Origin of the sequence: Shewanella sp. SW24 (assembly GCF_025653395.1) — a bacterium.
GTDB classification, from domain to species: domain Bacteria; phylum Pseudomonadota; class Gammaproteobacteria; order Enterobacterales; family Shewanellaceae; genus Shewanella; species Shewanella oncorhynchi.
Window position 1 is genome coordinate 1 of record NZ_JAKKSH010000027.1, and the last position, 26,796, is coordinate 26,796.

A 26,796-nucleotide genomic window follows, 5' to 3' on the forward strand; every position below is an offset into this window, starting at 1 on the left:
GCCTTGTTCTTACCAAACAACTCGTTAGTTATTTGCTAGGAACCACTCTCTATAAAATATAGATGGTATCCCCTAGGGGATTCGAACCCCTGTTACCGCCGTGAAAGGGCGGTGTCCTAGGCCTCTAGACGAAGGGGACCCGGACTTATGTTTTAACTCGTAACCGAGYTTTGTAACACATTCACTTCAGTAGGCTAGGAAGCAAATGCCTTGTTCTTACCAAACAACTCGTTAGTTATTTGCTAGGAACCCAAATGTGGTATCCCCTAGGGGATTCGAACCCCTGTTACCGCCGTGAAAGGGCGGTGTCCTAGGCCTCTAGACGAAGGGGACCCGGACATATTAATTTGAACCTAACGTTCCCGTTTAACATCTACGGCCTCATATGCACTCTTCTAAATAACGAATTGTGCCTGGGTGCATTAATTTAAACTTTCGTTTCTGCTTAATAAGGCAGTAAATTGGTGGAGCTACACGGGATCGAACCGTGGACCTCTTGCATGCCATGCAAGCGCTCTCCCAGCTGAGCTATAGCCCCAAATTTTTGTCAACACAGCTAACTTTAGCAGTATATGTATCAGCAGAAATTTAGATTTTGTTCTTACCAAATAACTCGTTAGTTATTCGCTAGGAACCAATATTTGGTATCCCCTAGGGGATTCGAACCCCTGTTACCGCCGTGAAAGGGCGGTGTCCTAGGCCTCTAGACGAAGGGGACCCCGGACATATTAATTTGAACTTTTCACTAGAAAAGGTTCCCGTTTAACATCTACGGTAAGTTTGGTGGAGCTACACGGGATCGAACCGTGGACCTCTTGCATGCCATGCAAGCGCTCTCCCAGCTGAGCTATAACCCCAAACCTATCGAACTACATTTAAGTGCACTGCAAGCATTTGCTCGACTGTGTCTCAACTGCGTGGCGCATTCTATGCAGCGCACCTAAAAGTGTCAACTCGTTTTTTTAGGAATTTATTCTATCTGCTACAAATTCAATCGCTTTGGATATTCTTTGCTCAGAACGGCTTCTTCCAATTAAAAATAGTGTGATATCTAAGCCTGGAGACTGCCCTGCCCCTGTTACTGCAACACGTAAAGGCATACCGACCTTACCCATACCCACATCTAATTCAGTCGCAGTATCTTCAATTGCCTGATGAATAGCTTCAGCTGTCCACTCAGTTAATGCTGATAATTTCTGTTGCACCAGTTGCAATGGCTCTAACGCAACACCGCGTAAATGCTTTTTCGCCTGTGCTTCATCAAACTCAGCAAAATCTTCATAGAAATAGCGGCTAGATGCAGCTAACTCTTTTAGAGTCTTAGCGCGCTCAGCTAATGCAGTGACCACTTCAGCTAATGCTGGGCCATTTGACAGATCAATTTTTTGATCGTCCATGTGCCATTGTAAGTGTGTTGCCACATATTCTGGATCTAGGCTCTTTATATAGTGTTGGTTCAACCACACCAGTTTATCGGTATTAAAAGCAGAAGCGGCTTTGTTGATGTCACTCAACTTAAAGAATTGCTTCATTTCTTCTAATGAGAAAATCTCTTGGTCGCCATGTGACCAACCTAAACGCACTAAATAGTTCAGCAGTGCTTCTGGTAAATAGCCATCGTCACGGTACTGCATTACGCTAACAGCGCCATGGCGCTTAGACAACTTAGCGCCGTCATCACCTAGAATCATAGATACGTGTGCATATTCTGGGATCGGCGCCCCTAATGCTTTAAGAATGTTGATTTGACGCGGGGTATTGTTGATATGGTCTTCACCACGCACCACACAAGTGATCCCCATATCCCAATCGTCAACCACCACACAGAAGTTATAGGTTGGCACGCCGTCGGTACGGGCGATGATCAAGTCATCTAATGCATCGTTAGAAAATTCAATCCGACCACGAACATGATCATCAAATACCACTGAACCACCGATTGGATTTTTAAAACGCACTACAAATGGTTCATCAGTCTCGCGAGCGGGTAAGTCGCGACAGCAACCATCATACTTTTGTGCTTCACCGTTAGCGGCCTGTGATTCTCTTAAGGCATCGATTCGCTCACGTGAACAGTAACATTTGTACGCTGTGCCCTTTTCTAACATTTGAGCAATGATTTCGTTATAACGGTCAAAACGCTTAGTTTGGTAATATGGGCCCTCGTCCCATGTCAAACCTAGCCAATTCATGCCTTCTAAAATCGCATCGCAAGCGGCTTGAGTCGAACGCTCAATATCAGTGTCTTCAATACGTAATACAAACTCACCGTTATTGGCACGGGCTTGTAACCAAGAATAAAGTGCAGTACGGGCACCACCAACATGCAAGAAACCGGTAGGACTAGGGGCAAAACGCGTCTTAGTTGTCATAATGGGACACTAACCTATATAAAGTCGTCTAGATAAAGACAATCACGATAAAAAAAGTGGGCTTATTCTAACAGTCAAAGCAGGCGCTGCAAATGGGACAAGCTTCACAGTATCACTTATCTAGTTAAATCGTGTCGCTAATCCCTCTCCTTTATATAGGGAAGCCAATATAAAGCGATATATAAAGGTGGCACTATTGCTATCACCACCATTGATTAATGCTAACACTTGAGATGATTTTCAGGCTTTATATTCCAACCCTAAATCTCTACACCTATATTCCTTCGACTATAAATATCTGCGCCATCGAACACGCTCATCTATACACTATCAATGCACTCATACTATTTAGTGCGCTAATTTTTATAAATCACTCACTTCCTCAGCACTTTTACCACAAAAAAGTCAGGTGAATGGGATGAGTTCAACCCGTATTTAATCGCGAGCGTCCAAATTACGTACCATTGACTGGCGAATTAAATAACACTTTGATCGGCGGCGTGATTAGCATTAAGCCAATGTGGACAAAAATAGCGCGACCAATGCTTTTTTCACTAAAAAGCGTTGACACTAGATCGAACCTCCCTATAATACGGCTCCACACAGCGAGGTCGATTAGCTCAGCTGGGAGAGCACCTCCCTTACAAGGAGGGGGTCACTGGTTCGAGCCCAGTATCGACCACCATATTTTCTACAAAGAAATTATGGCATACAAAATGTTATATCCCAGGTCGCTTAGCTCAGCTGGGAGAGCACCTCCCTTACAAGGAGGGGGTCACTGGTTCGAGCCCAGTAGCGACCACCATATAGCTTGATGTATTAATGTGTAAAAGTCATTCCCAGGTCGCTTAGCTCAGCTGGGAGAGCACCTCCCTTACAAGGAGGGGGTCACTGGTTCGAGCCCAGTAGCGACCACCATTCTTTAGTGAAGAATGACTTAAAAATGTGTAATTTAAGAATGCCCAGGTCGCTTAGCTCAGCTGGGAGAGCACCTCCCTTACAAGGAGGGGGTCACTGGTTCGAGCCCAGTAGCGACCACCACATTCTGCAATACACATGTTATATCCCAGGTCGCTTAGCTCAGCTGGGAGAGCACCTCCCTTACAAGGAGGGGGTCACTGGTTCGAGCCCAGTAGCGACCACCATATTCTGCAATACACACGTTATATCCCAGGTCGCTTAGCTCAGCTGGGAGAGCACCTCCCTTACAAGGAGGGGGTCACTGGTTCGAGCCCAGCAGCGACCACCATATTTTACCACCAATAAACTTTACCCACGCGCTTACTCAACTATGATTGATCTCAATCAGCGAGTGCTAAATTATGCTGTTCGGCATTTTATATTTCGTTAAATACTAAGCACTATCGACACTCAGCCTGATTTCATTCTGCTTTAGCATTTTTGGAGATCAACATTATGGCCAGCGTCAGTCAATCCGCTTCTCTTGCCAATATCGCCACTTATTTAAAGCATACCCACGCCTGCAATGAGCAAACGGCTCTAAAAGAAGCGCGGGAAGTCATGCATAATCTCGTCAGCATGCGCCAAAAAGGCTTTATTACCGGTTGGTACTTTGATGAACAAGGCCATTTAGCCTTGTTACCTAGCGATGCTATCCTTAAACGTATTCTTTTAGAGGATAACTAACAGCATCAAATGAATTGTGTCTTGATTGACTACGATAGCTATCGACTTAACCTCCATAGACTTCACATCTCACCTACACTTCTTCTCCTAAAGCAGCCCACCACAATATTTGTCGTTATATCGCATACTTTTACGGCTTTTTTTGATCTCAAAATAACTAAGTTTGTTTAATTTATCTGCAACGACAAGAGCCGTCAATTTGGGGCCGATCTTCACTATGGGTGGGTTTCCACCCAAACACAAAATCACTGTGAGCGAGATCTCACCCACCAAACTAAAAGTGTGACAAACATCAAATGAACTACACTTTAGTAACCAAACACTTACAGAAGCCAGTGTAAGTTGGCGTGGTATTTGCCTTTAGTAAGACAGACCTCAGGGAAATCAAGGCTGTATTCCTACTCAAACTTGGTAACAAACTAACCAAGACTGAGGACAAATCCTAACAACAGAAAAAGGAACTCAAGATGATATTGAATCAACAAACTGGATTGACCCGTCCACTCAAAACCTTAGTCAAAATGCTCGCTGTTGCCTCCGTATTTGCGACCAGTTTTAACGTATTTGCAGAACCGATTGAAATTAAGTTTTCACACGTAGTGGCAGAAAACACACCTAAAGGCCAAATGGCACTTAAATTTAAAGAACTCGTTGAACAACGTTTACCAGGTGAATACAAAGTCAGTGTATTTCCTAGCTCACAGTTATTTGGGGATAACAACGAACTAGCGGCACTGCTGTTAAACGACGTACAATTTGTCGCGCCTTCACTCTCAAAGTTTGAGCGTTACACTAAACGTCTACAAATATTCGATTTACCTTTCCTATTCAATGATATGGATGCCGTGAATCGTTTCCAACAAGGTGAAGCTGGTCAAACATTACTGAACTCCATGAGCCGTAAAGGAATTGTCGGTCTGGGTTATTTACACAATGGTATGAAACAGTTCTCATCTAACACACCACTTAAAAATCCTGCTGATGCAAAAGGCTTGAAATTCCGCGTTATGGCATCTGATGTTCTAGCAGCCCAGTTTGATGCTGTTGGTGCAATCCCTGTGAAAAAACCTTTCTCTGAAGTATTTACCCTACTTCAAACCCGCGCTATCGATGGTCAAGAAAACACTTGGTCAAATACTTATTCACAAAAGTTCTATGAAGTGCAAAGCCAAATCACTGAAAGTAATCACGGTGTTCTCGACTATATGGTCGTGACCTCTGACACTTTCTGGAAAGGTCTACCTGCTGACAAACGTAAGATCATCAAAGAAGCTTTAGACGAATCTATCGCATTAGGTAACAAGATTGCTGCTGAAAAAGACAATGAAGACAAACAGTTAATCCTTGATTCTAAACGTTCACAGTTAGTGACTCTGTCTCCTGCTGAACGTCAAAAATGGGTTGAGGTAATGAAACCTGTTTGGGCTAAGTTTGAAGATCAAATCGGAAAAGATGTGATTGATGCTGCTGTAGCTGCAAATAAATAATAATGATGATAGCCGCTTAAGCTCAACCGAGCTTAGGCGGCCATTTCAGCGAGGGGATTATGGCTGTGATATCGCGAATATTTGGTTATATTGAAGAAGGTGTGCTCAATTTATTGATCACTCTGATGACGCTGTTAGTGTTTTCAGAAGTCGTCGCTCGCTTCTTCTTCAACACGGGTTTTCTTTGGATCCAAGAACTTACATTAACCTTTTGCGGTTGGTTTGTGTTATTTGGTATGTCCTATGGGGTTAAAGTCGGTGCCCATATTGGTGTCGATGCGTTTGTTAAAAATTTAGCGCCAAAGGCTAAAAAGATAGTATCTCTTATTACCGCCTTTGTTTGTATCGTCTATTGCGGACTCTTTTTAAAAGGCAGTTGGGATTACTTAAGCCAGATGTATCAAATCGGTTTGCCTATGGAAGACATACATTTCCCACAATTTATATTAAAAAGCCTCGATCCAGATTTTGCTTGGAACACTTTAAAAATCGATATTGAAGATGGCGCAATACCGATTTGGTTATCTCAAAGTATTTTAATTATTGGCTTTTTTATGTTGACTTGGCGTTTCGTCGAACTCTTTATCGCCATTCTGCGTGACCAAGTCTCAGGCTTCCAATTTGCCGATGAAGCGAAAGAAAGTATGCATTTAATCGATGAGAGCGCTAAAAACGCTAAAGTAGATCCAGTCTCTGACCAAAAGGAGGCTAAATAATGGCTATTGCAACCCTATTTACCGCCCTATTCGTATGTATGTTTCTCGGTATGCCTATCGCTATCGCATTAGGTTTTTCCAGCATGCTGACGATTTTATTGTTCTCGAATGACTCCTTAGCTTCAGTTGCACTCAAGCTGTATGAGTCTTCATCAGAGCATTACACTTTACTCGCAATCCCCTTCTTTATTCTGTCATCCGCCTTCCTATCAACGGGTGGTGTCGCTAGACGGATTATCGATTTTGCCATGGACAGTATTGGACATGTCCGTGGTGGATTAGCGATGGCATCCGTTATGGCGTGTATGCTGTTTGCTGCGGTTTCTGGATCATCTCCTGCGACTGTTGCGGCAATTGGTTCTATCGTCATAGTCGGCATGGTAAAAGCAGGTTATCCCGAAAAATTTGCTGCAGGCGTGATCACGACCTCTGGCACTCTCGGGATTTTGATCCCACCTTCAATCGTCATGTTAGTGTATGCCGCAGCAACGGAAGTGTCGGCTGCAAAAATGTTTATGGCAGGCTTAATCCCAGGTTTAATGATGGGATTTATATTGATGATCGTCATTTATATCGTTGCCCGCTTTAAAAACTTGCCCTCACGTCCTTTTCCAGGCGTTAAACAACTGGGGATTTCAAGTGCCAAGGCAATGGGTGGATTAGCACTCATCTTTATCGTATTAGGCTCTATCTATGGTGGCGTCGCTAGCCCAACCGAAGCATCAGCTGTGGCTTGTGTATATGCTTACCTTATTGCGGTATTTGGCTACCGTGATATCGGGCCATTAAAAGACGTGGCATGGCGTAATCAAGGTGAAAACTTAGCCAAAGCAACTGCGCGTAACTTAGGCCATATGTTCTTAGGACTGATTAAAACGCCTATCGACAAAGACATACGTCATGTTGTGCGCGATGGTGCCAAGGTCAGTATCATGCTGCTGTTTATCATAGCTAACGCTATGCTATTTGCGCATGTATTAACCACAGAACGTATCCCTCACATTATTGCTGAGTATATTGTTAGCATGGGTTTACCCGCTTGGGGATTCCTGATCATCGTTAACTTACTGTTGCTTGCTGCTGGTAACTTTATGGAGCCATCGGCGATTGTACTCATTATGGCGCCAATTCTGTTCCCTATTGCAACGCAATTAGGCATAGATCCTATCCACTTGGGTATCATCATGGTCGTGAACATGGAGATCGGTATGCTAACGCCGCCGGTGGGACTCAATCTCTTTGTCACCGCTGGGATCACAGGGCGCAGTATTGGTTGGGTGATTCAGTCGGTTCTGCCTTGGTTACTCGTGATGCTAGCCTTCTTAGCCCTGATTACTTACGTACCACAGATTTCACTCTTCTTACCTGAATGGTTGGATTCGATGCGTGGATATTAGTCTGCAATTCAAGGTTGTGAGATTACCCCTTGATTACAGATAGATTTTAAGCGAGCCTAGTCAGGCTCGCTTTGTTTTATTATGCGCAGTATCAGTTATTGATCCCGTTGCTTTATCAGGATAACCACCATGTTGCCCATGACGCCTAAGGCCAAGAAACGCCTCTTTCTGACCGTTGTGTTACTTGCAGGCCTATTTGCAACCCTCAAACTGACCTACTGGGTGCATTTGCATCAAGGTAAAATCGAGATCCAAAAGCAATCGGAGAAACAACTAAAGGAATTAGTCAGTTTTCTCGATGGTGCACTATCGCGCTACGAAAGTATTCCCCACGTGCTCTCGACTAACCCAATGCTCGCCAATGTCCTGAACGACCAGCAGAATCTAGATAAAGTTCAAGAGCTTAATTTATATCTCGAAGAAATTCAGCATGTCACCGAAGCATCCGATATCTATCTGATTGATGCCTTAGGTATCGCCATTGCCGCCAGTAACTGGCAACAAAGTTTTTCCTTTATAGGCAAGGACTACTCCTTTAGACCCTATTACACAGATGCTATCTCGGGCAATCTAGGCCGTTATTATGCAGTGGGTACCAGCTCAGATAAGCGCGGATTTTATTTCTCTTACCCTATTTATCAACAAGGTGGTAAAGGCATACTTGGAGCCATCATAGTCAAAGTTAATATTGCCGACATAGAGCAACAAAGTACCAGTATTGCGATTGCGGGTCAGTATCAATTCCTTATCAGTGATCCTGAAGATATCGTCTTTATTTCCAGTATCGATGAATGGCGGTTAAAGTCACTAACCCCGCTTACCCAAGCCAAGCAATATGCCCTTAATGCCTCAAAACGCTATGCAGAACGTCCCATAGGAGAGTTGTTGATGAAGCCGCCCTATGAAAGTGGTAGTCAAGCTATGCTCTACCAGCTGCAAACGGGTACAGACCATGAACAATACATGGACATCCACCAATCAATGGCGAAGGCAGGCTGGCGAGTACACATCTTAGCGCCAATCAAACCTTTACTGACCTCTTTGCCCGCACTGATGTTACTGTCAGCCAGTATTTATCTTTTGCTGGCACTCAGCATCCTATTTAACGCCGAGCGCCGTCGCAATCTACACCGAATGCAACTAGCACAAAGCCTGTTAGAACAGCGAGTTGAAGAACGTACTCAGGACTTACAACAGGCTAACAATCAGCTCAAAGATACTCAAGATGAACTGATCCAAGCGGCAAAACTGACAGTGATCGGAAGTTTATCCGCCAGTATTAACCATGAACTCAATCAACCACTCGCGGCACTTCGCAGCTATGCCCAAAATACCCAAACTTTTCTCGCCCGTGATATGCAAGATAAGGCACTGGATAATATCAAGATTATTATTGAACTTACCGACAGATTAGCCGATATTGTTGGGCAATTTAAAAGCTTTACCCGCAAGAGCCAAGGCGCTGATAGCGCAACCGATATTGGCCGCTGTATCAAGCAAGCCCTGACCATAGTTCAACCTGCAATTGATAAACAGGGTGTTGAACTCGATGTGCAATTACCCAACGGCAACTATCAGGTTTGGGGCGATAAGGTTAGATTACAACAAGTGTTTGTCAACATTATGAGCAACGCCATTGTCGCTATGCAACAATCGGTTAAACGCCAATTGATTATCCGCGTGACCAGTGAGGATAAGTTTTGCATCAGTATCCAAGATTCAGGCCCGGGTGTACGTGAAAGCCAAATGGAGAAAATCTTCGAACCCTACTTTACCACCAACGAACGGCACGGACTGGGGCTAGGCTTATCGATTTCACAACGTATTATCGAATCCATGCAAGGCCAAATTAACGTTGCCAATGCCGAAGAGGGTGGCGCTATTTTCCAGATTATTTTACCTATTTACTTGCTCGAGGAACGTTAGTTTTATGAGTGTGCCCAATTCAATTCAAGATTATTCTGTTCTCATCATCGACGATGAGCCGCACATAGGCACAGTTCTCGTTCAACTATTTGAACTGGAGGGCATTAAGGCGCTCGCCACCACAGAACCCAAAGGTATCGCTAAGTTGCTGCATAAAGATTGGGCGGGAATGGTGATATCGGATGTCAACATGCCACAATTAGACGGCATCAGCTTAATGCAACAAATCCGTCTGCAAGATCCCGATCTCCCCGTCGTGCTACTCACTGGTTTTGGTGATATAGCCATGGCAGTCAATGCGTTAAAACAAGGCGCCTACGACTTCCTCGAAAAACCCTTTAATAACGAACATATACTCGATGTGGTTAAACGCGCCTTAGAAAAACGCAGTCTGACCTTAGAGAACCGCAAGCTTAAAAAGGATCTCGAAAGCCAAAGCGTACCGGGCCCTCGTATTTTGGGCAACAGTGTCGGCATCAACCGTATGCGCCACATCATAACGCAAGTGATAGATACGCCTGCGGATGTGTTAATTGAAGGCGAAACAGGTACAGGTAAAGAACTTGTTGCCCGCTATTTACACGACCACAGCAGCCGCAGCCAAGCTAACTTTGTCGCCATCAACTGTGGTGCAATCCCCGAAAACCTGATTGAAAGTGAACTCTTTGGCGCCGAAGCGGGGGCCTTTACTGGCGTCGATAAGATGCGCATTGGCAAATTTGAATATGCCAATGGTGGCACGTTATTTTTAGATGAAATTGAAAGTACACCACTGTCGTTGCAAGTAAAACTGCTGCGAGTGCTTGAAGATCGTAAGGTTGAACGTTTAGGGTCAAACAAAAGCATCAGCCTTGATATACGGGTAATCGCCGCCACTAAAGTAGATTTAAAGAGCCTGTGTGACACAGGGGAATTTCGCCAAGACTTGTTGTATCGCTTAAATCTGGTGACTGTACCCATCCCTCCCCTGAGAGATCGCCGTGAAGATATTCCGTTACTCTTTTTACACTTTGCCCGCGTCGCATCGGCACGCTATCACAAAGCGCTTATCGCCTTAAATGCAGAGCAAAACGCGATACTTACTTCCCACGACTGGCCAGGCAATGTGCGTGAGTTACGTAATCTCGCCGAACGCTTTGTGCTGCTGGGCGGAGAAGCCGCCTTTGCTGGCACGTTAGGCAATACTCCAAGCCTGCACTCGAGTATGTCCCTGCTACAAAGGGTAGAGTTTTTTGAACGGGTACTGATTGAAGAAGCACTTAGCCACAACAAGGGCAGTATTAAGCAGACCATGGAGCAGCTAGAACTGCCCCGAAAAACCCTCTACGACAAAATGCGTAAATACGATTTAGACCGCAAACAGTACATTAATTCCGATGACTAAAAGGCATATTTAAGCTTTAGACCAACGCCCGTTTGACATGAGTTTGATGGTAATGCAAACGGGTGATAGCTAAGGCGATCAAGGCTAATAAGGTTAACGACCCCATCACCACACCTCGCCACTGCGCCTCATGCCAAAACATCATCAAATAAGGGCCGCCAATCGCAGCACCTAAGTAATAACAACATAAATAGAGTGACGTTGCCTTAGCTCGATCACGACTGGCCCGCATTGCAACAAAGGAATTACAACAACTGTGGGTAAGGAAGAACCCACAGGCGGTCATTAAAAAACCTAAGCTAATGGTTAAGGTCGTATCAAACAGGGTCAGTAAACTGCCGAGTAACATCACGCACCAAGACCATTGATACAACTTATGTTGACCAAATTTGGCGAGCCACTTTGCAGTAAAATACGAAGCGACAGTCCCGCTGGAATAACACAGAAAAATCAAGGTGGCTTGGAAACGACTCCATTCATAGGGTGGAGCCATCAAATGCAGTTGAATAAAGCTAAATTGATTCACCATCATCATAAAGGTCAAGCCACCAATCGCGTAGACCAAACGCATTTGCGCATCGGTGAGATGATGACTAAAGCCATGAAGATCTTGCGCTAAACGGACGCGTTTTGATAAGGAAGGCTCAGTGTTACTGGGGGACATCGACTGCGCATCGGCAAGTGAAGGCAGCAAATAGTTCACTAAAGCCACCCCCGCTAACGTCACTAGAAACAGCAACCACATAGATTCTTGCCAAGATAAAAACTGCGACATTAAACCACCGAGCAGACGTCCAACAATCCCGCCAATACTGTTCGCCATGATATAAATGCCTGCGGCTTTCAGCATAGTGCTTGGTGATAATTGCTCCTTAAAGTACGCCATGGCAATCGCAGGTACGGCAGCGAGTAATGCACCTTGTAGCAATCGTACTAGCACTAACCCATTAAAATCCGGTGCCCAAATTAATAGTAAGTTAGACAATGCCAATAACCACAAGCTGACAATAATTGGAGTGTGTCGACCGATACGATCTGACAGTACCGCATACAAGAGCAATGAAAAGGCTAAGGAAAAACTGGTCACCGACAGGATCAAGGTTGCTTTAGAGCCTGATACCGCAAAATGTTCCGCAATCAGCGGCAACATGCCTTGCATTAAATACAAGTTGATATAGACCACCACTGAAGCGACGCAGAGCGCCCACATCAATCGGGTGTCACGCTGTTTATTGTCAATCATAGTATCTAATACGGCTTGCACGGGAGCCTCAACCAAGTATCACTCATAGGATAGACAAAGATTATCACTGGGCATAACATAACAATAATAGATAATATCTATCGTAATCATTGATTTTTGTTATAGAAATAGCGCACCAAAAGTACACTTCTTGCCACTAATAAAATAGTACGAGCCCGATTAATGGATATTCGCCAACTCAAACATTTAGATGCCCTTGCCAATACCGGCAGCTTTACCGCCGCAGCCAAGAAACTGAATATGGCTCAGCCCGCGTTAAGTCAAAGTATCAAGCGCTTAGAGGTCGCACTCGGCGTCACCTTAGTCAATCGTACGAGCAACAAGAATGATAAACTGCTCACACTCACGGCCGAAGGTATAGTCCTGCATCAACACGCCACTTTGATCCTAAAACAAGTTAAGCAGGCCGAAGCGCAAATCCGCGCCATGGCCAATCTCACCTCGGGAGAGGTCCGCATTGCCGTGCCGGGCATGCTGGGTTCTTTCTATCTCCCCTCGCGCTTAATGGCTTTTCGGCATAAATACCCCGAGTTGAAACTATCACTGTTTGAAGGCGGGACGCGGGATGCACTGCGCATGTTGCAACAGGAAGAAGTGGATATTGCGATCATTACCGCCCAAGACCTACAACCCGAATTTGATAGTCAGCTGTTGATCCGTGAGCAAATGGTGATCGCCATGGGTGCTGAACACCCTTTAGCAGAACATAGCGCTGTGAGTCTACATGACTTTTTCGACCATGAATTAGTGATGTTCAAAACAGGTTATTTCCACCGTGAGTGGATACTATCTCAAGCCAAAGAATTAGGCAAAAAGCCCAATATTGCCTTCGAGACCAATCTTATTAATCTGATTAAACAGATTGTTTCCCAAGGATTTGGGATCACCAGTGTACTTGAGATGGCGATAAGCTCAAAAGATGACATTTTAGCCAAACCCTTCGATCCACCGGTATTTTTAAACCTCCATATTGCATGGAAAAAGCAGCGCCCCGTCAGCCAAGCAGACCGCGCATTTGTCGATTTTTTAATGTCAAATCGCTAACCCAAACCAGCAAATACAAAAAGGGCTGATATCAATATCAGCCCTTCACTCTTACCATTAAACCTTCCGATTTTACTCTGAGGGTTTAGCCTTGTTTACGACGACCAAAAGCAAAAGGTAGCAACAACAAGCTTAACCAACCTAAGGCACCACCATCATCTTTCTTGGCTGGTGTTTCAGTCACAGATACAGACACAACACTTGAATCTTTATTGCCGTGGTTATCAGATACTGTCAGTTGGAATGAAACCGTCTGAGCAGAGCCACTCACGTTTGGTGCAACGAGATTAAGCTTGGCCGCATTAGCGTCAAAGTTAAAGCTAGCGCCCCCTAACTGAGTCCATTTGTAGGTCAAAGGATCATTGTTGGCATCCGACGACTTGCTCGCATCGATGAACAAAGGTTTACCTTCTTGGACAGTGGCAGGAGCTTCAATCACAGCTACTGGCGCCACTTCTGGAACATCAAATTGATACTCCTGCTTCAAGATTTCAGCCGAGTCGTTATTCACTTTGTTGGTCAATGCCACTATGTTGCCTTGACTCGCCTTACGTGGCACTAAGTCAAACGTGACATCTAATGCCGCAGCAGCAGAGGCCATTTCGATAGTCCAAGTGATCTTATTGCCCACTTGCGCACCTTGATGGCTAATATTAGCCACTTCGTGACCTTCTGGTAATAACGCCTCTAGGGTGTAAACACGGGTTTCTTGCGTTTTGTTCGCTTCGATACGCGTCTTCATCACTTTAGCGGTGCCAGGTGTTAATTCACCAGAAACTGTACTGCCTAGAGGGGGTAATACGTCATCACTGACGCGCTCAAATACGACCGGAATTTTAACTGGTGCGACTTTGTCATCAGTGGTGGTCAGCGTCAGCATAGCTATGCCAGCATCTCCCACTAGCATCGCTTGTTTCCATGCTAAGTTGACATTGAAATCTTTATGATCACCCGTAAGATTTGCAGTTAAGTTATCACCCGCTTCATCGTATAAGGTTACTTGTTTCAAACTAAAGGCATCATCCGCATCGGCTGCAGATGCCTGATAGTTTTGTACAACGACAATATACTCACCCTTCACTGGGTTCTTAATGGATACACTTTCCTTTGAACCGCCAAACGCAGAAGATGCCGCGATAGAAAGCTTGCTACCGTCTTTCTTATCGAGTATCACAAACATGTCTAAGTCAGGAGAGGTTGTATTACCGATTGATGCATTGAAATATAAAGCTTTATCTTCAACATTAAAGCTAAATACTTTTACGCCATCGGCCAAATCATCAAATGCACTATCGGTATTTGAATCCTGTTTCACACTTGATTCATAAGTAGCGCTTAATTTAAGTGCAGTCACTGTCGCCGCAACACCCGGTAGATCAATCGCTTTCAAGTGCGCCAAATTACGTTCATCTGCATCACGTGAGGCTGAAACATTAACCAAAACAGGTAAATCGCGTTTAGCTATCTTAGCTACGATCGGCATATTAGCCGTTGGGAAAGTATCGGACGTTAATACTAAGTTACCAAAGCCCCAACTTGCACCGACGTCAGTCACATCCGCAGTCACTGTAATCGTTTGGCTTTCACCTTTTTTGAGATTAAAGCTTTCTGGCGTCACAGTTAACGCGAATTTATCCGTTGCGGAAACGCCTTTTGCAGTCCAGCTACCATCAGCCGTTGCAGTGACAGTACGTGTCCAAGTACAAGTATCGATACAACGTGAATCAGCCATGCTTGGAATGTTTAGCTTACGTGGATCGCCACCTGTCGAAGGATTAGCAATCTCGTAGTTTAGGGCACTTTCATCCATCACTAAGCCCGTTTTTGCCGCTAAATCAACACGAATACGACCGGCTCCTACGTCAAACGGATCAGCAACGGTTTTACCATCGGCTTTTTTCATGGCTTGGGCTGTCGTTGACGTCATCATTAGCGCAGAACGAATATTGTCTGGCGTCCAATCCTTATGCAGCGATTTAAGTAACGCACCAGCACCGGCAACGTGAGGACTCGCCATTGAAGTACCTGACATCAAAGTGAAATCAGCAGGATCTGTACCTGTTTCATCATGGCCAAACTGTTGGTCGGAATAAGCAGCGTAGATGTCACTGCCCGGTGCAGCGACATAGGGTACGAGTACATCGTTAGTCAGGTTAGGTCCAATCAATGAACTGGCAGATAAAACATCCGCTTCTTTACTGGCAACTTTAGGGGTTGGAGACAGCGTGATTTCAAGAGCAGGATTTGCCGCCATAGCAGCAATCAATTCTAAGCCATCAATATCACCAATAAATACCGCTGGAATATTCAATTTATCCAGCCCCGACATAGTCAGACGCGCATTATTTTCACCATCTCTATTGAAAACAATCACACCCTTAGCGCCAGCGGCCATTGCTGCGGCCACTTTGATATCGAATGAGCAAACACCGCGTCTTAAAACGGCGATCTTGTCTTTAAAGGCATCTGCTGGGAACGGTTTACAGGCTTCAAAATTGGTCGCATCAATTGCGCCAGCATAAAGGGGAACACCTTTGAGCACTTCAGTTTGAACCGGACCAGAACCAGCAGTGTAATGATAGTTTTTACCATTAAATTCCACGGCGCGTACTATGTCACGGTTATGAGTCGAGTTAGCGACCGAAGTATACCAAGGTGCATTTTTAGGCGTAGAGTAAGGTATTTGATTAATCGCAGGGCTCGTGTTTGTCGCGGCACGTGTGTTACCCGCAGCCACTGCAGCAAAAATCCCCGCATTACGCGCGGCTAAAAAGCCTTGTTCCGTCGCACTATTCCACGGGTTTCCACCGCCACTGATAGAAAAGTTCAGCACATCGACGCCATCTTTAATCGCATCATCTAAGGCTTTTAAAATCGGTGCGGTCGGGCAGCCAGAATAAGTGTCGCCCGCATTACCCGGATTACAAATTTGATAAGCTATAATGTTTGCATGTGGTGCAACACCTGAGATTTGTTTAAATTCAAGGCCTGTCGCAATGCCATCGCTTTCTAACTTACCTGTTTCACCTTGCACATAAGGCACATTCACTAGGATGTTACCTGCTGCGGTACTCGCAACGTGAGTACCATGCCCACCGTAATCCTCACCATTTTTAGCTGGAGGGGTGTCACCAAACACTTTTGCATCGTCGTAGTTATTTGTTATCTCAGAGTAACTGCGAACTCCAATCAACTTGTCATTACACATGCTCGCGAAATCAGTTTTACAATCACCAATATAGATGCCTTGACCTAATGGGTTTGTGTGGTCATAGCCATCTTGGCCAACATCAGCGAATGAAGCATGATCTGAGTTAATACCTGAGTCGATAATACCGACGATCACGCCTTCCCCCATGGCTTTCGTGCCCGTCGCACTGCCATCCCATACATTAGGAGAACCGATAAGCGCTTGACTGACATCGGTTTCCATTTGCTCCATGCGCTCGCGCTCAACAAACGCAACCTCAGGTAACTCAGCCATTTTCTTCGCTTGAGCTTGAGTCATGCGAACCGCCATACCGTTTAACGCATACTGATATGTCGTTAATGGTTGCAGATTGGTGCCAATAGCAGCACTCGCGTTAGCTAAAAATCGGTTCTGTTTTACTTTCAAATAACTAACATAACTTTTGACTTCAGCTTTAGAAGCATCAAGTTTGCCGTTCACAGCAACTTTTGAAGTACCGTTTACCTGCACTCTTTGTGAACTAGTCGCTTTCAATCCTGGAATAGTTCCTTGGTAATTAGCAACCGAACTATCGCGTAAACGAACGATATAAGTATATTCACCCTCACCTAAATCTGCTTCTGGTACAAACTTAACCTCAGCTCCGGCAGCGTTACCGCGTAATGAAGTGACTTGTAATTCACTTGGAATATCTAACTGCAAGGTTTCACCCGTAGGTGATAATACGGTTTGTGCATTTGCCGCCGACGATAACAGTGCCATAGACACTGCTAATGCTATTTTAGTTTTCATTGTAACTTCCCTAATTCTTATAAGTTGTATGATTTATAAAACTCAGGTTTGGGTGGCATGAAAACGCTGCGACAACCAAAAACATCACCCGTAACTGACATTTTTTATGAATAACCATTCAATTTACTGTGATGATGATCACTGAGTTTTATCGCGACAATTTGTAACACGCGATGATACAAATTAAAACAGCAAATTAACAGAACGCAATTCAGTAAATGATGAACAACCTCATACCTTGTTAAAATAAATCCATAGAACCTTTATCAGACTGTTTTATGTCCCAACGATAAGTCGTAGTATAAAGTCGATAAAAACAAATAATAAACATTAAATCATAGCGTTAAAATTAACCTTTAAGTGTCGGCTCAAAAATAGCATTAGGTTAAACAGAATAAATCCCCGTAAATAAATACTCTTTTTTATAAATATCATTAGTTACAAAATAAACACAAAACACCATAAATTGAAATAATAGAGCACAAAAAAAGAAACGTTAAATTAACAAATTGTATGCATTTTGTATTTGTATAATATTTTACAAAATGATACCCCTTATAAAAATTAACTAACTTATGCATTAATATTCTTAATCCTGTATAGAGCAAATTAATACTTAATCTCACATTTACAGCATAGCAAGCGGATTATTGACCACAAAAAAGCCCTTTCAATATCGAATTGAAAGGGCTAAATCTTCATCAATATAAAAACAATATTATTGCAGTTATGGCCAGTGGTTAATTCGCCATAACCGCTTTCATTAGCACTTCTGTCGTGAACTTATCATTATTGATAACTGGGAACCTGTCATAGGTTTGGAAAATCACTTGGTCTTGAAACTTGATCATCGCCACCACCCCATATTGGATACTTTTATCGATCGATTTAGCGGGCAGTGTAAATTTAAATGGCACAGGTGCTCTGGCGATATTGAAGGTTTTTTGTGCGACGATGACGCCTGGAGTATTCAAATCAATAATGGCAATAATGATTTGGCAGCCTTGAGGTAATGGGATCTTCTCTAGATAGCCAGCTGCGCCATTGATGATAATCGGTTGTTCAGGTGTTACAGTCACGCAGCCATTGAGCAAGACAGCCATGAGAGAGAACAATATAAACGATTTTATTTTCAGATACATACTAACGTCCTTTTACCATGCGTATCAGGCCTTCTTGGGTAGAAGAAGCCACTAACTCGCCTTGTTGATTGAAAAACTGCCCTCTGACGTAACCTCTGCCACCGCTAGCATTAGGGCTATCGATACTGTAAAGCAACCACTCCCCCATATTAATCGGGCGGTGGAACCACATCGCGTGGTCGATCGTCGCCATTCGTACCCCTGGACTTAAGAAGGATACACCGTGGGGCTGAGCTGCCGTGACTAAAAAGTTAAAGTCTGAGGCATAGGCGAGTAAATATTCATGGATATGGGCATCATTTGGCATAGGGCCATTAGCCCTCATCCAAACATAACGGTACGGCTCGGTTTCTTTAGGCGCAAAAGGGTGCAGTGGATTGACCAATCGCATCTCAATTGGCGCATCGGCCATAAACTTTTCAAGTATGCTCGGCGGTACTTTATCCCGCATCGTCAGCGCCAATTCCTGCTGATTCAACAAACCTTCAGGTCCGGGCACTTGCGGCATAGCGGCTTGATGACTAAAGCCTTCCTCAGGTTCTTGGAAGGAGCAGGTCATATGAAAAATGGGGCGACCTTTTTGAATAGCACTAACCCGACGAGCGCTAAAACTACCGCCATCACGCATATTTTCTACTTCATAAACAATCGGCAACTTCTCGTCACCTGCACGTAAAAAGTAGGAGTGTAATGAATGGATCTTACGCTCAGCAGCTACAGTCTGTTTTGCGGCGCTCAGTGCTTGACCCATCACCTGACCACCAAACACATGCCCAAAACCCAGATCTTGGCTTTGACCACGAAAGAGGCCAATTTCAATTTGCTCAAGGGAAAGTAATGATAAAAGATCGTCTAATACCTGACTCATGGGATCCTACTGCGTAATTAGCAATTAATCTTAAAGGGTAACTCAGTTAGCCTTAAGCTGACCAGTCTTCTATCGATTATTCACAATCAAATCATCACTCCAACGGTGAGGAATTAAACGAGGCACGCTGGAGTGTCTATGTTATTTATTGTGGTTAGCATTTACGGCTTTATTGAGCCACTTACTGCATTTAAATCGCTATAGATGCAGGCTTAGTTCAAATACAAGCATGATGAATCAATCGATTTTAATGTGATGTTCTAGCGCACTTAACTTAGACCAAGACAACACTTTATCCTCTCCACAGGAGTGCAAAGTCACGGGGAAGGATTGGTGTAACTGTGGCCACTGCTGCGCGAGGTTATCTGGCGTAAAAAGACCTTCATTAAAATACATAGGCTGAAATTCGACAAACATGCCGTGGCTAACACTGCCCGCTCCGGCGAGTAGATGTTGACCATTTGGCGCCGGTTCACTCACCAAGAAAGCCGTAGTAGCCGTTAATGATTCAAAGGAAAATAGCGGCTGAATCGCACTCGCTAAATGTTTGGCCGTCATCGCGGTTACGGCCTGAGGGCATAAACTATTGACTCGAATATTATGGATTTCACCTTCTAATGATAAGCTATTCACCATGCCGACCAGCGCCATCTTGCTCGCACTAAAACTAACTTGATGCAAGTCACCGAACAAGGCCGAAACTCCCGTTGTCATCATTATCCGGCCAAAATGCTGTTGTTGCATATAAGGCCAAACAGCTTGTGTGAGATAAAAGCTGCCATTGAGATCGACATCCAATTGCCGTTGCCACTGCTCAAGTTTAATGTGCTCAAAGGGACAAGCACCATAAACGCCCGCGTTATTAATCAAGATATCAATGCGATGCCAGCGTAGGATCACCTCTTCGATCATGCTGTTTACTTCATTTCGCTGACTCACATCAAGCACAAAATAAATGCAATCTCCACCGAGTTTAATAATGCTGCAATAGGTCTGCATTAATTCTAAGTTGGCGTGGCTCATCTGAGCACCGTCGGTGGAAACTGACTCATAGGACGATAACGGCTGGTCGACGAGTATCACTTTTGCCCCCCGTTCAGCCAACATGATGGCATACGCTCGACCTAACCCAGCCGCAGCCCCAGTGACTAACGCCACCTGATTGTCAAAACGCATCCAAATATGTCCTTATCGGCATTGTTGTAGCGGCAAAAAATAACGAGCATAGGGTAACAACCGCCTATGCTATCTACTAAACAGAGTATTTAGCGTTACGCCTATGTCATGGACAGCACAAAGCCTCCATCGACATTAACTATGGAAACACAGACTTTTTTGATTTTCTTTGAACTTAACGACAAATCTCATCCTGCATCAGTGAACATATGTGCGCCAATTCAAACTCTGTTAAATGCGTTTATTAGATAGTGCTCACTTTCGTGTTAAATCTTGTTATGCTATGCGCTAATTGAGCCCTTGCTCGGTACCATTTCTATTTACCAATAACGACTGGACGCCATGAATCCTTGGATTTTAGCAATAAGACCCCGTACGCTACCCGCGGCCATAGGTCCCCTACTGATAGGCAACATTCTCGCCCTGCATCTTGAGAGTTACAGCTGGTTAATCGCTGCCACTTCAATGTTGTGTGCTGTCTTATTACAAATCGCCGTCAACCTCGCTAACGACTATTTTGATTTTAAAAACGGCATAGATACAGACGAGCGCTTAGGGCCCGTTCGCGTGACTCAAAGTGGGTTAATTTCACCAACAAGCGTTCGCAATGCCATGATATTTTGTCTCTTAATGGCGCTTGCCGTGGGATCATATCTGATTTGGCACGGAGGCTGGCCCATCGCCATTCTCGCCGCAGCCGCTATTTTAGGTGCTCTTGGCTACAGTGGTGGCCCCTATCCCCTCGCCTCCCATGGGCTCGGTGAAGTAGCGGCATTTGTCTTTTTTGGGTTAGTGGCAGTGGTGGGCAGTTATTATCTGCAGGCGGGCGATACGACTGTTAATGCTTGGTTATTAGGTTGTGCGATTGGCTTATTTAACGCTGCGATTATGTTGGTGAATAACACTCGCGACATCCGTACCGACACCCAAGCGGGCAAGCATACTCTAGCAGTACGTATCGGCGAAGCTCAGGCAAAAGTGCTTTATCAAGCCTTAATCTATTTGCCCTTTGGTCTAGTCATCGCTGGCTTTTTATTCGGTATTCTACCCGGTTTACCAGTACTACTTGCGGGATTATCTCTGCTTATTGCCCGCAAACTCAGTAGCGATTTTTATGCCGTTTCTGGTGAAGCCTTAAATCCGTTACTCGGCCGTACAGCTAAGTTAACCATGATTTTTAGTACCTTGTTTAGCGTGGGTTTAGTTTTTACCGCATAAGAGTAAATCCGCTAAGCTAGTGCTACACCACAGCTCAATGCTGAATATAAAAAGGTTCATATCTTCGATAGATACGAACCTTTTTTATTGGCCGCAGCACAACTTCAATTTGGCTTATTATCGACGAGGGAAATCCTACCCTCCATTTATTGCCAGATATAACCAGAGATCAAAGTGTTTAACAAAATACCATTAAAGTTGCGTTCGGCATGGGATGAACCATTATGGCCTGCACCAAAACACACATGTAGCGGTAATAAATGTTCTTCCCGCGGATGACTAAAACGCGCTTCAGGGGCTGATTGCCAATGAGTTAATGCTGTTTTTACCTCGGCAGAACTAACTCTTGCCGTTAAAGTTTGCGTCAACCAATAATCAAATTCTGCACTGCGTCTTTGCACTGTGAGATCGCTTGAGAAAAATGCCCGCATATTGTGAAACGACATGCCAGACCCCACGATCAACACCCCTTGATCCCGCAGCGGCGCTAAAGCCTCCCCAATCGCTATATGGATTTTAGGATCGAGGCTGTGGACTAACGACATCTGCACCACGGGAATATTCGCCTCAGGATACATCAACTTAAGTGGTACAAAAGTACCGTGATCAAATGCGCGTTCGCTATCTAAGCGGGCGGCGATGCCCTTATCCGATAGCATATTCGCAATCTGTGCGGCTAATTCTGGCTCACCGGGTGCAGGATATGTCAGCTGATAAGCCTCAGGTGGAAATCCATAGTAATCATACAAAATACTTGGCTTTGGGCTACTCGACAAAGTCACCACAGATTCTTCCCAATGGGCAGTGATCAACACAATCGCCTTCGGAGTTGGCATTGGCGCTGTTACTGAAGTTAAAAATGCACGCAACTCCCTATGATTAACATCATTGAGCAAAGGCATAGGGCCACCACCATGGGGCACAAATAGCACAGGCATACGACTCGCGTTAACTTGCATCATAATCCTCTCGTGTTGATTAACTTATATCTGTACTACTGGCTTTAAACTCAGCATTTCTCACTTAACTCACGGTTCTACATAACACTTCAATGCACGCTTAAAATGCGGAACGACTCTGCACCAACTGCCGCTGAAATCGCACTAAACGCTCAACAATTTCATCGAGTTTAATAATCAGAAAGAGTCCTGCCGATAAGCTCAATGCCGGCAGTGCATTAATCGGCGCTTCATAGTTAAAGTGGAAATAAATCGCCCCCAGCATAATCGCCAGTAAACCGCTCGCCGATAGCACTCGGTAGTCACGTAGACACAACCCAAGGGCACCAATCACTTCCATCAAACCAATAAAATAGCCAAATCCGGTGGGAAGATTCATCAAAGTAAACGGAACATGGAACATAGACACGCTAAATAACTTGGCAAATCCCGAGATGAAAAACACTATGCTCATCGCCAATGTGACGGTTGCAGCGGCGCGATTGAGTGTATTGGCACAAAGGAATAACTTCTGTGTATCAACCTCTGCAACTAAGCCATTGATACTTGAACCCTTAGTATCACATAAGTTTGAAAATCGCATCGCACACACCCCATTAAACGTGATATTGCCGTCAGTCTTGGGCATAAATTCGCAGACGACGAGCGAGAATGGAATCGATTATGAGCCGATAAAAGATAAATAAATATGGAATAAAATCTAATATCTACTAAACTAATAATTTATAACTTGCGAGCAATCCTTGTGACCTTAGACCAACTGCTGATGTTTAAAACCGTAGCTGAGGCGGGCTCACTCAAAGCCGCCAGTGACAAACTGCACAAAACCCAACCCGCCATTAGCCAAAGTATCAAACAGTTAGAATCCCAACTCGATCTTATCCTGTTTAATCGCGAAGGTTATCGACTCGCCATCACTGAGCAAGGTCGAAAACTGCTGCAACATACCCTGCGGGTACTGAATGAAGCGCAAGAAATGAAGCAAGTAGCGAAGCATTTAGCCAAAGGTAACGAAGCAAGCATCACCTTAGCTTTTGAAGCCTCCTTTAATCTCGCTCGAATTTTGCCGATTTTAGAGCTGACTCAAAATGAGTTTCCCTATACCCAAATTATTCTCAAACAAGAGTTTTTAACTGGTGCACTCGAAGCGCTGAATCAAGATAAAGCTGAAATCATCATCTCCGCAGGCGGAATTGAACCCATACGTTCGAGCCATTTAGAATTAGCCTATCTTTTTTCCGGTAGCCTTCTCGATGTTGCCGCACCGCGCATGCTTGAGCGTCATCCGACACTGACCTACGCACGAGAGCTCGTTAATGAATACCAAATCGTGATCCAAGATACAGGCTCAGGCACTGCGAATATTGAGTTTGGGGTACAGGCGGGGCAACGACGTTGGTATGTTAATGATTTTTACACCAAAAAAATGCTTATTCAAAGTGGTATGGGCTGGGGCAAACTGCCGCACTATATGATTGAAGATTCACTCAAACAGGGCGCATTGATTGCACTGGATCTGCGTGAAAGGCAAAACAACATTCAACTCGATTACTATGTGATGCGAAAACCCCACTCACCTTTAGGCCCCGTCGCCCAAGCACTCTGGCAAAAGCTGATCGCCTTTTCATCTGAGCTGAATACTTAGGAATTCAAGCTTAAGATTTAACTTAGTGACTTAAAATGAATTGAAGTCAAAAAGTTATAAGCCGTTATAAAATCATCGACCATAAACAAAAACGCCCCTTATCAAGGAGCGTTTTTCATTTTGATAACAGGCTAAACCTTAGCTAAGGTGCGCTCTTTGGCGCTCCAATCTAAGTGATATTTCTCGCCAGCTGGGGTATCGATACGCTCAAATGTATGGGAACCGAAAAAGTCACGCTGACCTTGGAGCAAGTTTGCCGGTAATGTTTCGCAGCGGTAACTGTCGTAATACGCCAGAGCCGAGCTAATACACGGTGCTGGAATGCCTTGCATCACCGCAGTCGCGACTGCGGTACGCCATAGGCCTTGCTTTTCAGACAAGGCAGACGCAAAACTGTCCGCCATCAACAGATTGCTAAGATCAGATTTGTCTTCATAGGCTTGAGTGATTGATTGCAAGAAAGTCGCGCGAATAATACAACCCGCACGCCAAATTTTTGCAATTTCAGCAAAGTCTAACTGCCATTTTTGTTCATGAGCCGTCATCGCCATCAACTGGAAGCCTTGGGCATAACAACACACTTTCGCGCAATATAACGCGCTTTCAAGGGCTTCAATCAACTGCGCTTTTTGCGCATCATCGATAGCAGGTGCATTTGGCCCAGCCAATTTCTGGCTAAGTTGTAAACGTAAGGATTTTTGGGTACTTACGGCGCGAGCATATACAGCTTCAGCAATCGTCGGCGCCGGACAACCAATTTGTAAACTGCTCACGGCCGTCCACAAACCCGTGCCTTTTTGGCCCGCTTTATCTAAGATCATTTCCACCAGCGGTTTACCCGTTAATGGATCGGCCTGTTTTAATACTTCGGCACTGATCCCCATCAAATAGCTGTTTAAACTACCTTTGTTCCAGCGTTCAAACACATCGCCCACTTCTGCAGCGCTCATGCCTAAACCGTCATGCAGCATTTGATAGGCTTCGCAAATCAACTGCATGTCAGCGTATTCAATACCGTTATGCACCATCTTCACATAATGGCCAGAACCCGCAGGACCAATATAAGTCGTGCATGGCTCGCCTTCTGTCACGGGATTACCCGGCTCGAAACGTTCGATAGGTAGCCCAGTTTTGGCATCAACCTTAGCGGCAATCGCTTTCCAAATCGGCGCAACATGGTGCCATGCATCGATATCACCGCTAGGCATAAGTGAGGGTCCAAAACGCGCACCGACTTCGCCGCCCGAAACTGCAGAGCTGAAAAATACAAACTGCCCTTTGTAGCGCGCTTCACGCTCAACAGTGTCAGTCCATAGGCTGTTACCAGTATCGATCACAATATCATCGGACTCAATTCCGGCAGAAATCAAAGCACTACAGACACCATCGACGGGTGCACCCGCGGGAACAGAAAGCACAAAAATACGGGGTTTTGTGAGACTGGCTAACATTTCGGTAAGATTAGCACAGCCAAGAATGCGAGACTCAAGTCCAGCACGTTCCTGTTTTTCTTGCTGTATTACACCATTAACTTTAACAGGATCGAGGTCAAACGCGCTGACGTGATATTGGTTATCTGCGATGTTTAGCGCAAGGTTTTTACCCATAACACCAAGGCCAATTACGCCGATATCATTAAGATTGCTGTGGTTTTGCATTATATTATTCCCACGGGTCACAGAGGTTAGAGCTAACCAATTTTGAGGCGTAATTATACCGATCTTTGTAACTTAATTACCAGAGACATACGATTAGCAATTTCGATTGTGCCGAAAGTACCAATCGTTTAGGTCTCATTTTATCTAGGGCGTGTTGACGTTTCAGGGTTGTTTTTGCAGCGAGTTGGCTGGCTTTTATGCAAGGCAAAGCCCGTGCAGTGTAGTTATTCTACATAAACGGTTGATAACGCAGCAAAAACGCCAGCCAAACGCTGCCCGAAGGGTTCGTCTGGCAAGCTCTTGCTCTTTGTCACTCGTCATTTGAGTAGAATAACTACACGTCACTCCTCGTTTCGTGATCACGAGCTTGCCAGAGCGAACAAAATTTAATCTCGAAACGTCAACACACCCTAATAGAACCGTCAATTAATGGGCAAGTTTAAGCCCTAAAACACCCAGTAATATCAGTATCAAACTGGCGATTTTCAGTAAGCTAACGCCTTCTCCTAACAGGATAATTCCCGCAATTGCGGTACCCATGGCGCCAATACCGACCCACACACCGTAAGCAGTACCGATAGGCAGTTGCTTAACCGCGAGTCCGAGTAGCAACACACTCACTGCCATCGACGCCACTGTAAAGATACTTGGCCACAAACGCGTAAAACCGTCGGTATATTTAAGCCCTATAGCCCAACCAATTTCAAATAAACCCGCAAGAACTAATAAAAACCAACTCATAGTGAACTCCCATAAAGGGGTCGTCCCCATGTTAGATTAGGCGTATTTAGGGTCGTCCCTAAGCCATTTGATTACAGTAAAACTGTAGGTGATATAGCTGTGCGTGATAACTGTACGTGATGAGAATGCAAGACTAGCAAATTTGAGGTGAAAATTTCAATCTTTGATTT

The 26,796-nt window shown here is 44.6% G+C and carries 19 protein-coding genes and 11 tRNA genes; 15 read left to right on the forward strand and 15 right to left on the reverse strand.

All coding sequences use genetic code 11. The features are described from left to right. Positions 1-63: 63 nt before the first annotated feature. The 6 genes from L5M17_RS18165 to gltX form a co-directional block, all read right to left on the reverse strand. Positions 64-139, reverse strand: a tRNA-Glu gene (locus tag L5M17_RS18165). A 118-nt stretch (positions 140-257) separates the two neighbouring features. Then, positions 258-333 (reverse strand) — tRNA-Glu (locus L5M17_RS18170). 129 nt (positions 334-462) lie between these two features. Further along, positions 463-538, reverse strand: a tRNA-Ala gene (locus L5M17_RS18175). A gap of 104 nt (positions 539-642) precedes the next feature. Next, positions 643-718: transfer RNA gene (locus tag L5M17_RS18180), tRNA-Glu, on the reverse strand. 63 nt (positions 719-781) lie between these two features. Then, positions 782-857, reverse strand: a tRNA-Ala gene (locus L5M17_RS18185). Positions 858-962: 105 nt separating this feature from the next. Beyond that, entirely contained in the window at positions 963-2,372 is a 1,410-nt protein-coding gene (gene gltX / locus L5M17_RS18190) for a glutamate--tRNA ligase (protein ID WP_105252064.1), read from the reverse strand. Between the two features lie 609 nt (positions 2,373-2,981). Here gltX and L5M17_RS18195 point away from each other — a divergent pair. From L5M17_RS18195 to L5M17_RS18250, 12 genes are all read left to right on the forward strand, one after another. Further along, positions 2,982-3,057, forward strand: a tRNA-Val gene (locus tag L5M17_RS18195). A 44-nt stretch (positions 3,058-3,101) separates the two neighbouring features. Continuing rightward, positions 3,102-3,177, forward strand: a tRNA-Val gene (locus tag L5M17_RS18200). Between the two features lie 37 nt (positions 3,178-3,214). Continuing rightward, positions 3,215-3,290 (forward strand) — tRNA-Val (locus L5M17_RS18205). 47 nt (positions 3,291-3,337) lie between these two features. Continuing rightward, positions 3,338-3,413 (forward strand) — tRNA-Val (locus L5M17_RS18210). A gap of 28 nt (positions 3,414-3,441) precedes the next feature. Further along, positions 3,442-3,517, forward strand: a tRNA-Val gene (locus L5M17_RS18215). A gap of 28 nt (positions 3,518-3,545) precedes the next feature. After that, a tRNA-Val gene (locus tag L5M17_RS18220) sits at positions 3,546-3,621 on the forward strand. A 167-nt stretch (positions 3,622-3,788) separates the two neighbouring features. Further along, positions 3,789-4,019 (forward strand): hypothetical protein, encoded by a 231-nt coding sequence (locus tag L5M17_RS18225; RefSeq protein ID WP_263148750.1) that lies wholly within the window; start codon positions 3,789-3,791, stop codon positions 4,017-4,019. A gap of 467 nt (positions 4,020-4,486) precedes the next feature. Further along, complete coding sequence (locus L5M17_RS18230) at positions 4,487-5,506, forward strand: TRAP transporter substrate-binding protein (protein ID WP_113941003.1); 1,020 nt, start codon at positions 4,487-4,489, stop codon at positions 5,504-5,506. Positions 5,507-5,565: 59 nt separating this feature from the next. Further along, on the forward strand, positions 5,566-6,222 hold the full coding sequence (locus L5M17_RS18235; protein WP_173497702.1) for a TRAP transporter small permease: 657 nt from the start codon (positions 5,566-5,568) through the stop codon (positions 6,220-6,222). Next, the gene (locus L5M17_RS18240) at positions 6,222-7,619 is read left to right on the forward strand and encodes a TRAP transporter large permease (RefSeq protein ID WP_028761090.1); all 1,398 of its coding nucleotides are present in this window, start codon (positions 6,222-6,224) and stop codon (positions 7,617-7,619) included. Before L5M17_RS18235 ends, L5M17_RS18240 begins: the two co-directional genes overlap by 1 nt. Before the next feature lie 129 nt (positions 7,620-7,748). Further along, positions 7,749-9,545, forward strand: a complete 1,797-nt coding sequence (locus L5M17_RS18245; protein ID WP_263148751.1) for an ATP-binding protein — start codon at positions 7,749-7,751, stop codon at positions 9,543-9,545. A 4-nt stretch (positions 9,546-9,549) separates the two neighbouring features. Beyond that, entirely contained in the window at positions 9,550-10,929 is a 1,380-nt protein-coding gene (locus L5M17_RS18250) for a sigma-54-dependent transcriptional regulator (RefSeq protein WP_173497699.1), read from the forward strand. Positions 10,930-10,945: 16 nt separating this feature from the next. Here L5M17_RS18250 and L5M17_RS18255 read toward each other — a convergent pair whose 3' ends face one another. Continuing rightward, positions 10,946-12,193: an MFS transporter gene (locus tag L5M17_RS18255; RefSeq protein ID WP_263148775.1), complete on the reverse strand. Its 1,248-nt coding sequence runs from the start codon at positions 12,191-12,193 to the stop codon at positions 10,946-10,948. Positions 12,194-12,355: 162 nt separating this feature from the next. Here L5M17_RS18255 and L5M17_RS18260 point away from each other — a divergent pair, with 162 nt between their 5' ends. Next, on the forward strand, positions 12,356-13,237 hold the full coding sequence (locus tag L5M17_RS18260; RefSeq protein WP_028761094.1) for a LysR family transcriptional regulator: 882 nt from the start codon (positions 12,356-12,358) through the stop codon (positions 13,235-13,237). Between the two features lie 85 nt (positions 13,238-13,322). Here L5M17_RS18260 and L5M17_RS18265 read toward each other — a convergent pair whose 3' ends face one another. From L5M17_RS18265 to L5M17_RS18280, 4 genes are all read right to left on the reverse strand, one after another. Next, positions 13,323-17,219, reverse strand: coding sequence for a S8 family serine peptidase (locus L5M17_RS18265; RefSeq protein ID WP_263148752.1), 3,897 nt, complete (start codon positions 17,217-17,219; stop codon positions 13,323-13,325). Between the two features lie 740 nt (positions 17,220-17,959). Then, positions 17,960-18,361, reverse strand: coding sequence for a YbaY family lipoprotein (locus tag L5M17_RS18270; RefSeq protein ID WP_131523152.1), 402 nt, complete (start codon positions 18,359-18,361; stop codon positions 17,960-17,962). A 1-nt stretch (position 18,362) separates the two neighbouring features. Beyond that, a complete protein-coding gene (tesB, locus tag L5M17_RS18275; RefSeq protein WP_028761097.1) occupies positions 18,363-19,229 on the reverse strand; it encodes an acyl-CoA thioesterase II in 867 nt (288 codons plus the stop codon). 237 nt (positions 19,230-19,466) lie between these two features. After that, entirely contained in the window at positions 19,467-20,405 is a 939-nt protein-coding gene (locus tag L5M17_RS18280; protein ID WP_263148753.1) for an SDR family NAD(P)-dependent oxidoreductase, read from the reverse strand. 342 nt (positions 20,406-20,747) lie between these two features. On the opposite strand from L5M17_RS18280, the gene L5M17_RS18285 reads away from it, so the two are divergent. Then, on the forward strand, positions 20,748-21,623 hold the full coding sequence (locus L5M17_RS18285) for a 1,4-dihydroxy-2-naphthoate polyprenyltransferase (protein ID WP_173243963.1): 876 nt from the start codon (positions 20,748-20,750) through the stop codon (positions 21,621-21,623). Between the two features lie 146 nt (positions 21,624-21,769). On the opposite strand, the gene L5M17_RS18290 is transcribed toward L5M17_RS18285, so the two are convergent. Next, positions 21,770-22,585: a DODA-type extradiol aromatic ring-opening family dioxygenase gene (locus tag L5M17_RS18290; RefSeq protein ID WP_263148754.1), complete on the reverse strand. Its 816-nt coding sequence runs from the start codon at positions 22,583-22,585 to the stop codon at positions 21,770-21,772. Positions 22,586-22,682: 97 nt separating this feature from the next. Then, complete coding sequence (locus tag L5M17_RS18295) at positions 22,683-23,165, reverse strand: DoxX family protein (RefSeq protein WP_212600842.1); 483 nt, start codon at positions 23,163-23,165, stop codon at positions 22,683-22,685. A 162-nt stretch (positions 23,166-23,327) separates the two neighbouring features. On the opposite strand from L5M17_RS18295, the gene L5M17_RS18300 reads away from it, so the two are divergent. Continuing rightward, the gene (locus L5M17_RS18300; protein WP_028761102.1) at positions 23,328-24,227 is read left to right on the forward strand and encodes a LysR family transcriptional regulator; all 900 of its coding nucleotides are present in this window, start codon (positions 23,328-23,330) and stop codon (positions 24,225-24,227) included. A gap of 131 nt (positions 24,228-24,358) precedes the next feature. On the opposite strand, the gene gndA is transcribed toward L5M17_RS18300, so the two are convergent. Next, the gene (gene gndA / locus L5M17_RS18305) at positions 24,359-25,885 is read right to left on the reverse strand and encodes an NADP-dependent phosphogluconate dehydrogenase (RefSeq protein ID WP_263148755.1); all 1,527 of its coding nucleotides are present in this window, start codon (positions 25,883-25,885) and stop codon (positions 24,359-24,361) included. A 426-nt stretch (positions 25,886-26,311) separates the two neighbouring features. Then, positions 26,312-26,626, reverse strand: a complete 315-nt coding sequence (gene sugE, locus L5M17_RS18310; protein ID WP_028761104.1) for a quaternary ammonium compound efflux SMR transporter SugE — start codon at positions 26,624-26,626, stop codon at positions 26,312-26,314. Positions 26,627-26,796: the final 170 nt, after the last annotated feature.

Bases quoted from the DNA above. Each gene is read 5' to 3' on its own strand.
- gltX (WP_105252064.1), bottom strand. From the start codon at position 2,372: ATGACAACTAAGACGCGTTTTGCCCCTAGTCCTACCGGTTTCTTGCAT.
- L5M17_RS18225 (WP_263148750.1), top strand. From the start codon at position 3,789: ATGGCCAGCGTCAGTCAATCCGCTTCTCTTGCCAATATCGCCACTTAT.
- L5M17_RS18230 (WP_113941003.1), top strand. From the start codon at position 4,487: ATGATATTGAATCAACAAACTGGATTGACCCGTCCACTCAAAACCTTA.
- L5M17_RS18235 (WP_173497702.1), top strand. From the start codon at position 5,566: ATGGCTGTGATATCGCGAATATTTGGTTATATTGAAGAAGGTGTGCTC.
- L5M17_RS18240 (WP_028761090.1), top strand. From the start codon at position 6,222: ATGGCTATTGCAACCCTATTTACCGCCCTATTCGTATGTATGTTTCTC.
- L5M17_RS18245 (WP_263148751.1), top strand. From the start codon at position 7,749: ATGTTGCCCATGACGCCTAAGGCCAAGAAACGCCTCTTTCTGACCGTT.
- L5M17_RS18250 (WP_173497699.1), top strand. From the start codon at position 9,550: ATGAGTGTGCCCAATTCAATTCAAGATTATTCTGTTCTCATCATCGAC.
- L5M17_RS18260 (WP_028761094.1), top strand. From the start codon at position 12,356: ATGGATATTCGCCAACTCAAACATTTAGATGCCCTTGCCAATACCGGC.
- L5M17_RS18265 (WP_263148752.1), bottom strand. From the start codon at position 17,219: ATGAAAACTAAAATAGCATTAGCAGTGTCTATGGCACTGTTATCGTCG.
- L5M17_RS18270 (WP_131523152.1), bottom strand. From the start codon at position 18,361: ATGTATCTGAAAATAAAATCGTTTATATTGTTCTCTCTCATGGCTGTC.
- tesB (WP_028761097.1), bottom strand. From the start codon at position 19,229: ATGAGTCAGGTATTAGACGATCTTTTATCATTACTTTCCCTTGAGCAA.
- L5M17_RS18280 (WP_263148753.1), bottom strand. From the start codon at position 20,405: ATGCGTTTTGACAATCAGGTGGCGTTAGTCACTGGGGCTGCGGCTGGG.
- L5M17_RS18285 (WP_173243963.1), top strand. From the start codon at position 20,748: ATGAATCCTTGGATTTTAGCAATAAGACCCCGTACGCTACCCGCGGCC.
- L5M17_RS18290 (WP_263148754.1), bottom strand. From the start codon at position 22,585: ATGATGCAAGTTAACGCGAGTCGTATGCCTGTGCTATTTGTGCCCCAT.
- L5M17_RS18295 (WP_212600842.1), bottom strand. From the start codon at position 23,165: ATGCGATTTTCAAACTTATGTGATACTAAGGGTTCAAGTATCAATGGC.
- gndA (WP_263148755.1), bottom strand. From the start codon at position 25,885: ATGCAAAACCACAGCAATCTTAATGATATCGGCGTAATTGGCCTTGGT.
- sugE (WP_028761104.1), bottom strand. From the start codon at position 26,626: ATGAGTTGGTTTTTATTAGTTCTTGCGGGTTTATTTGAAATTGGTTGG.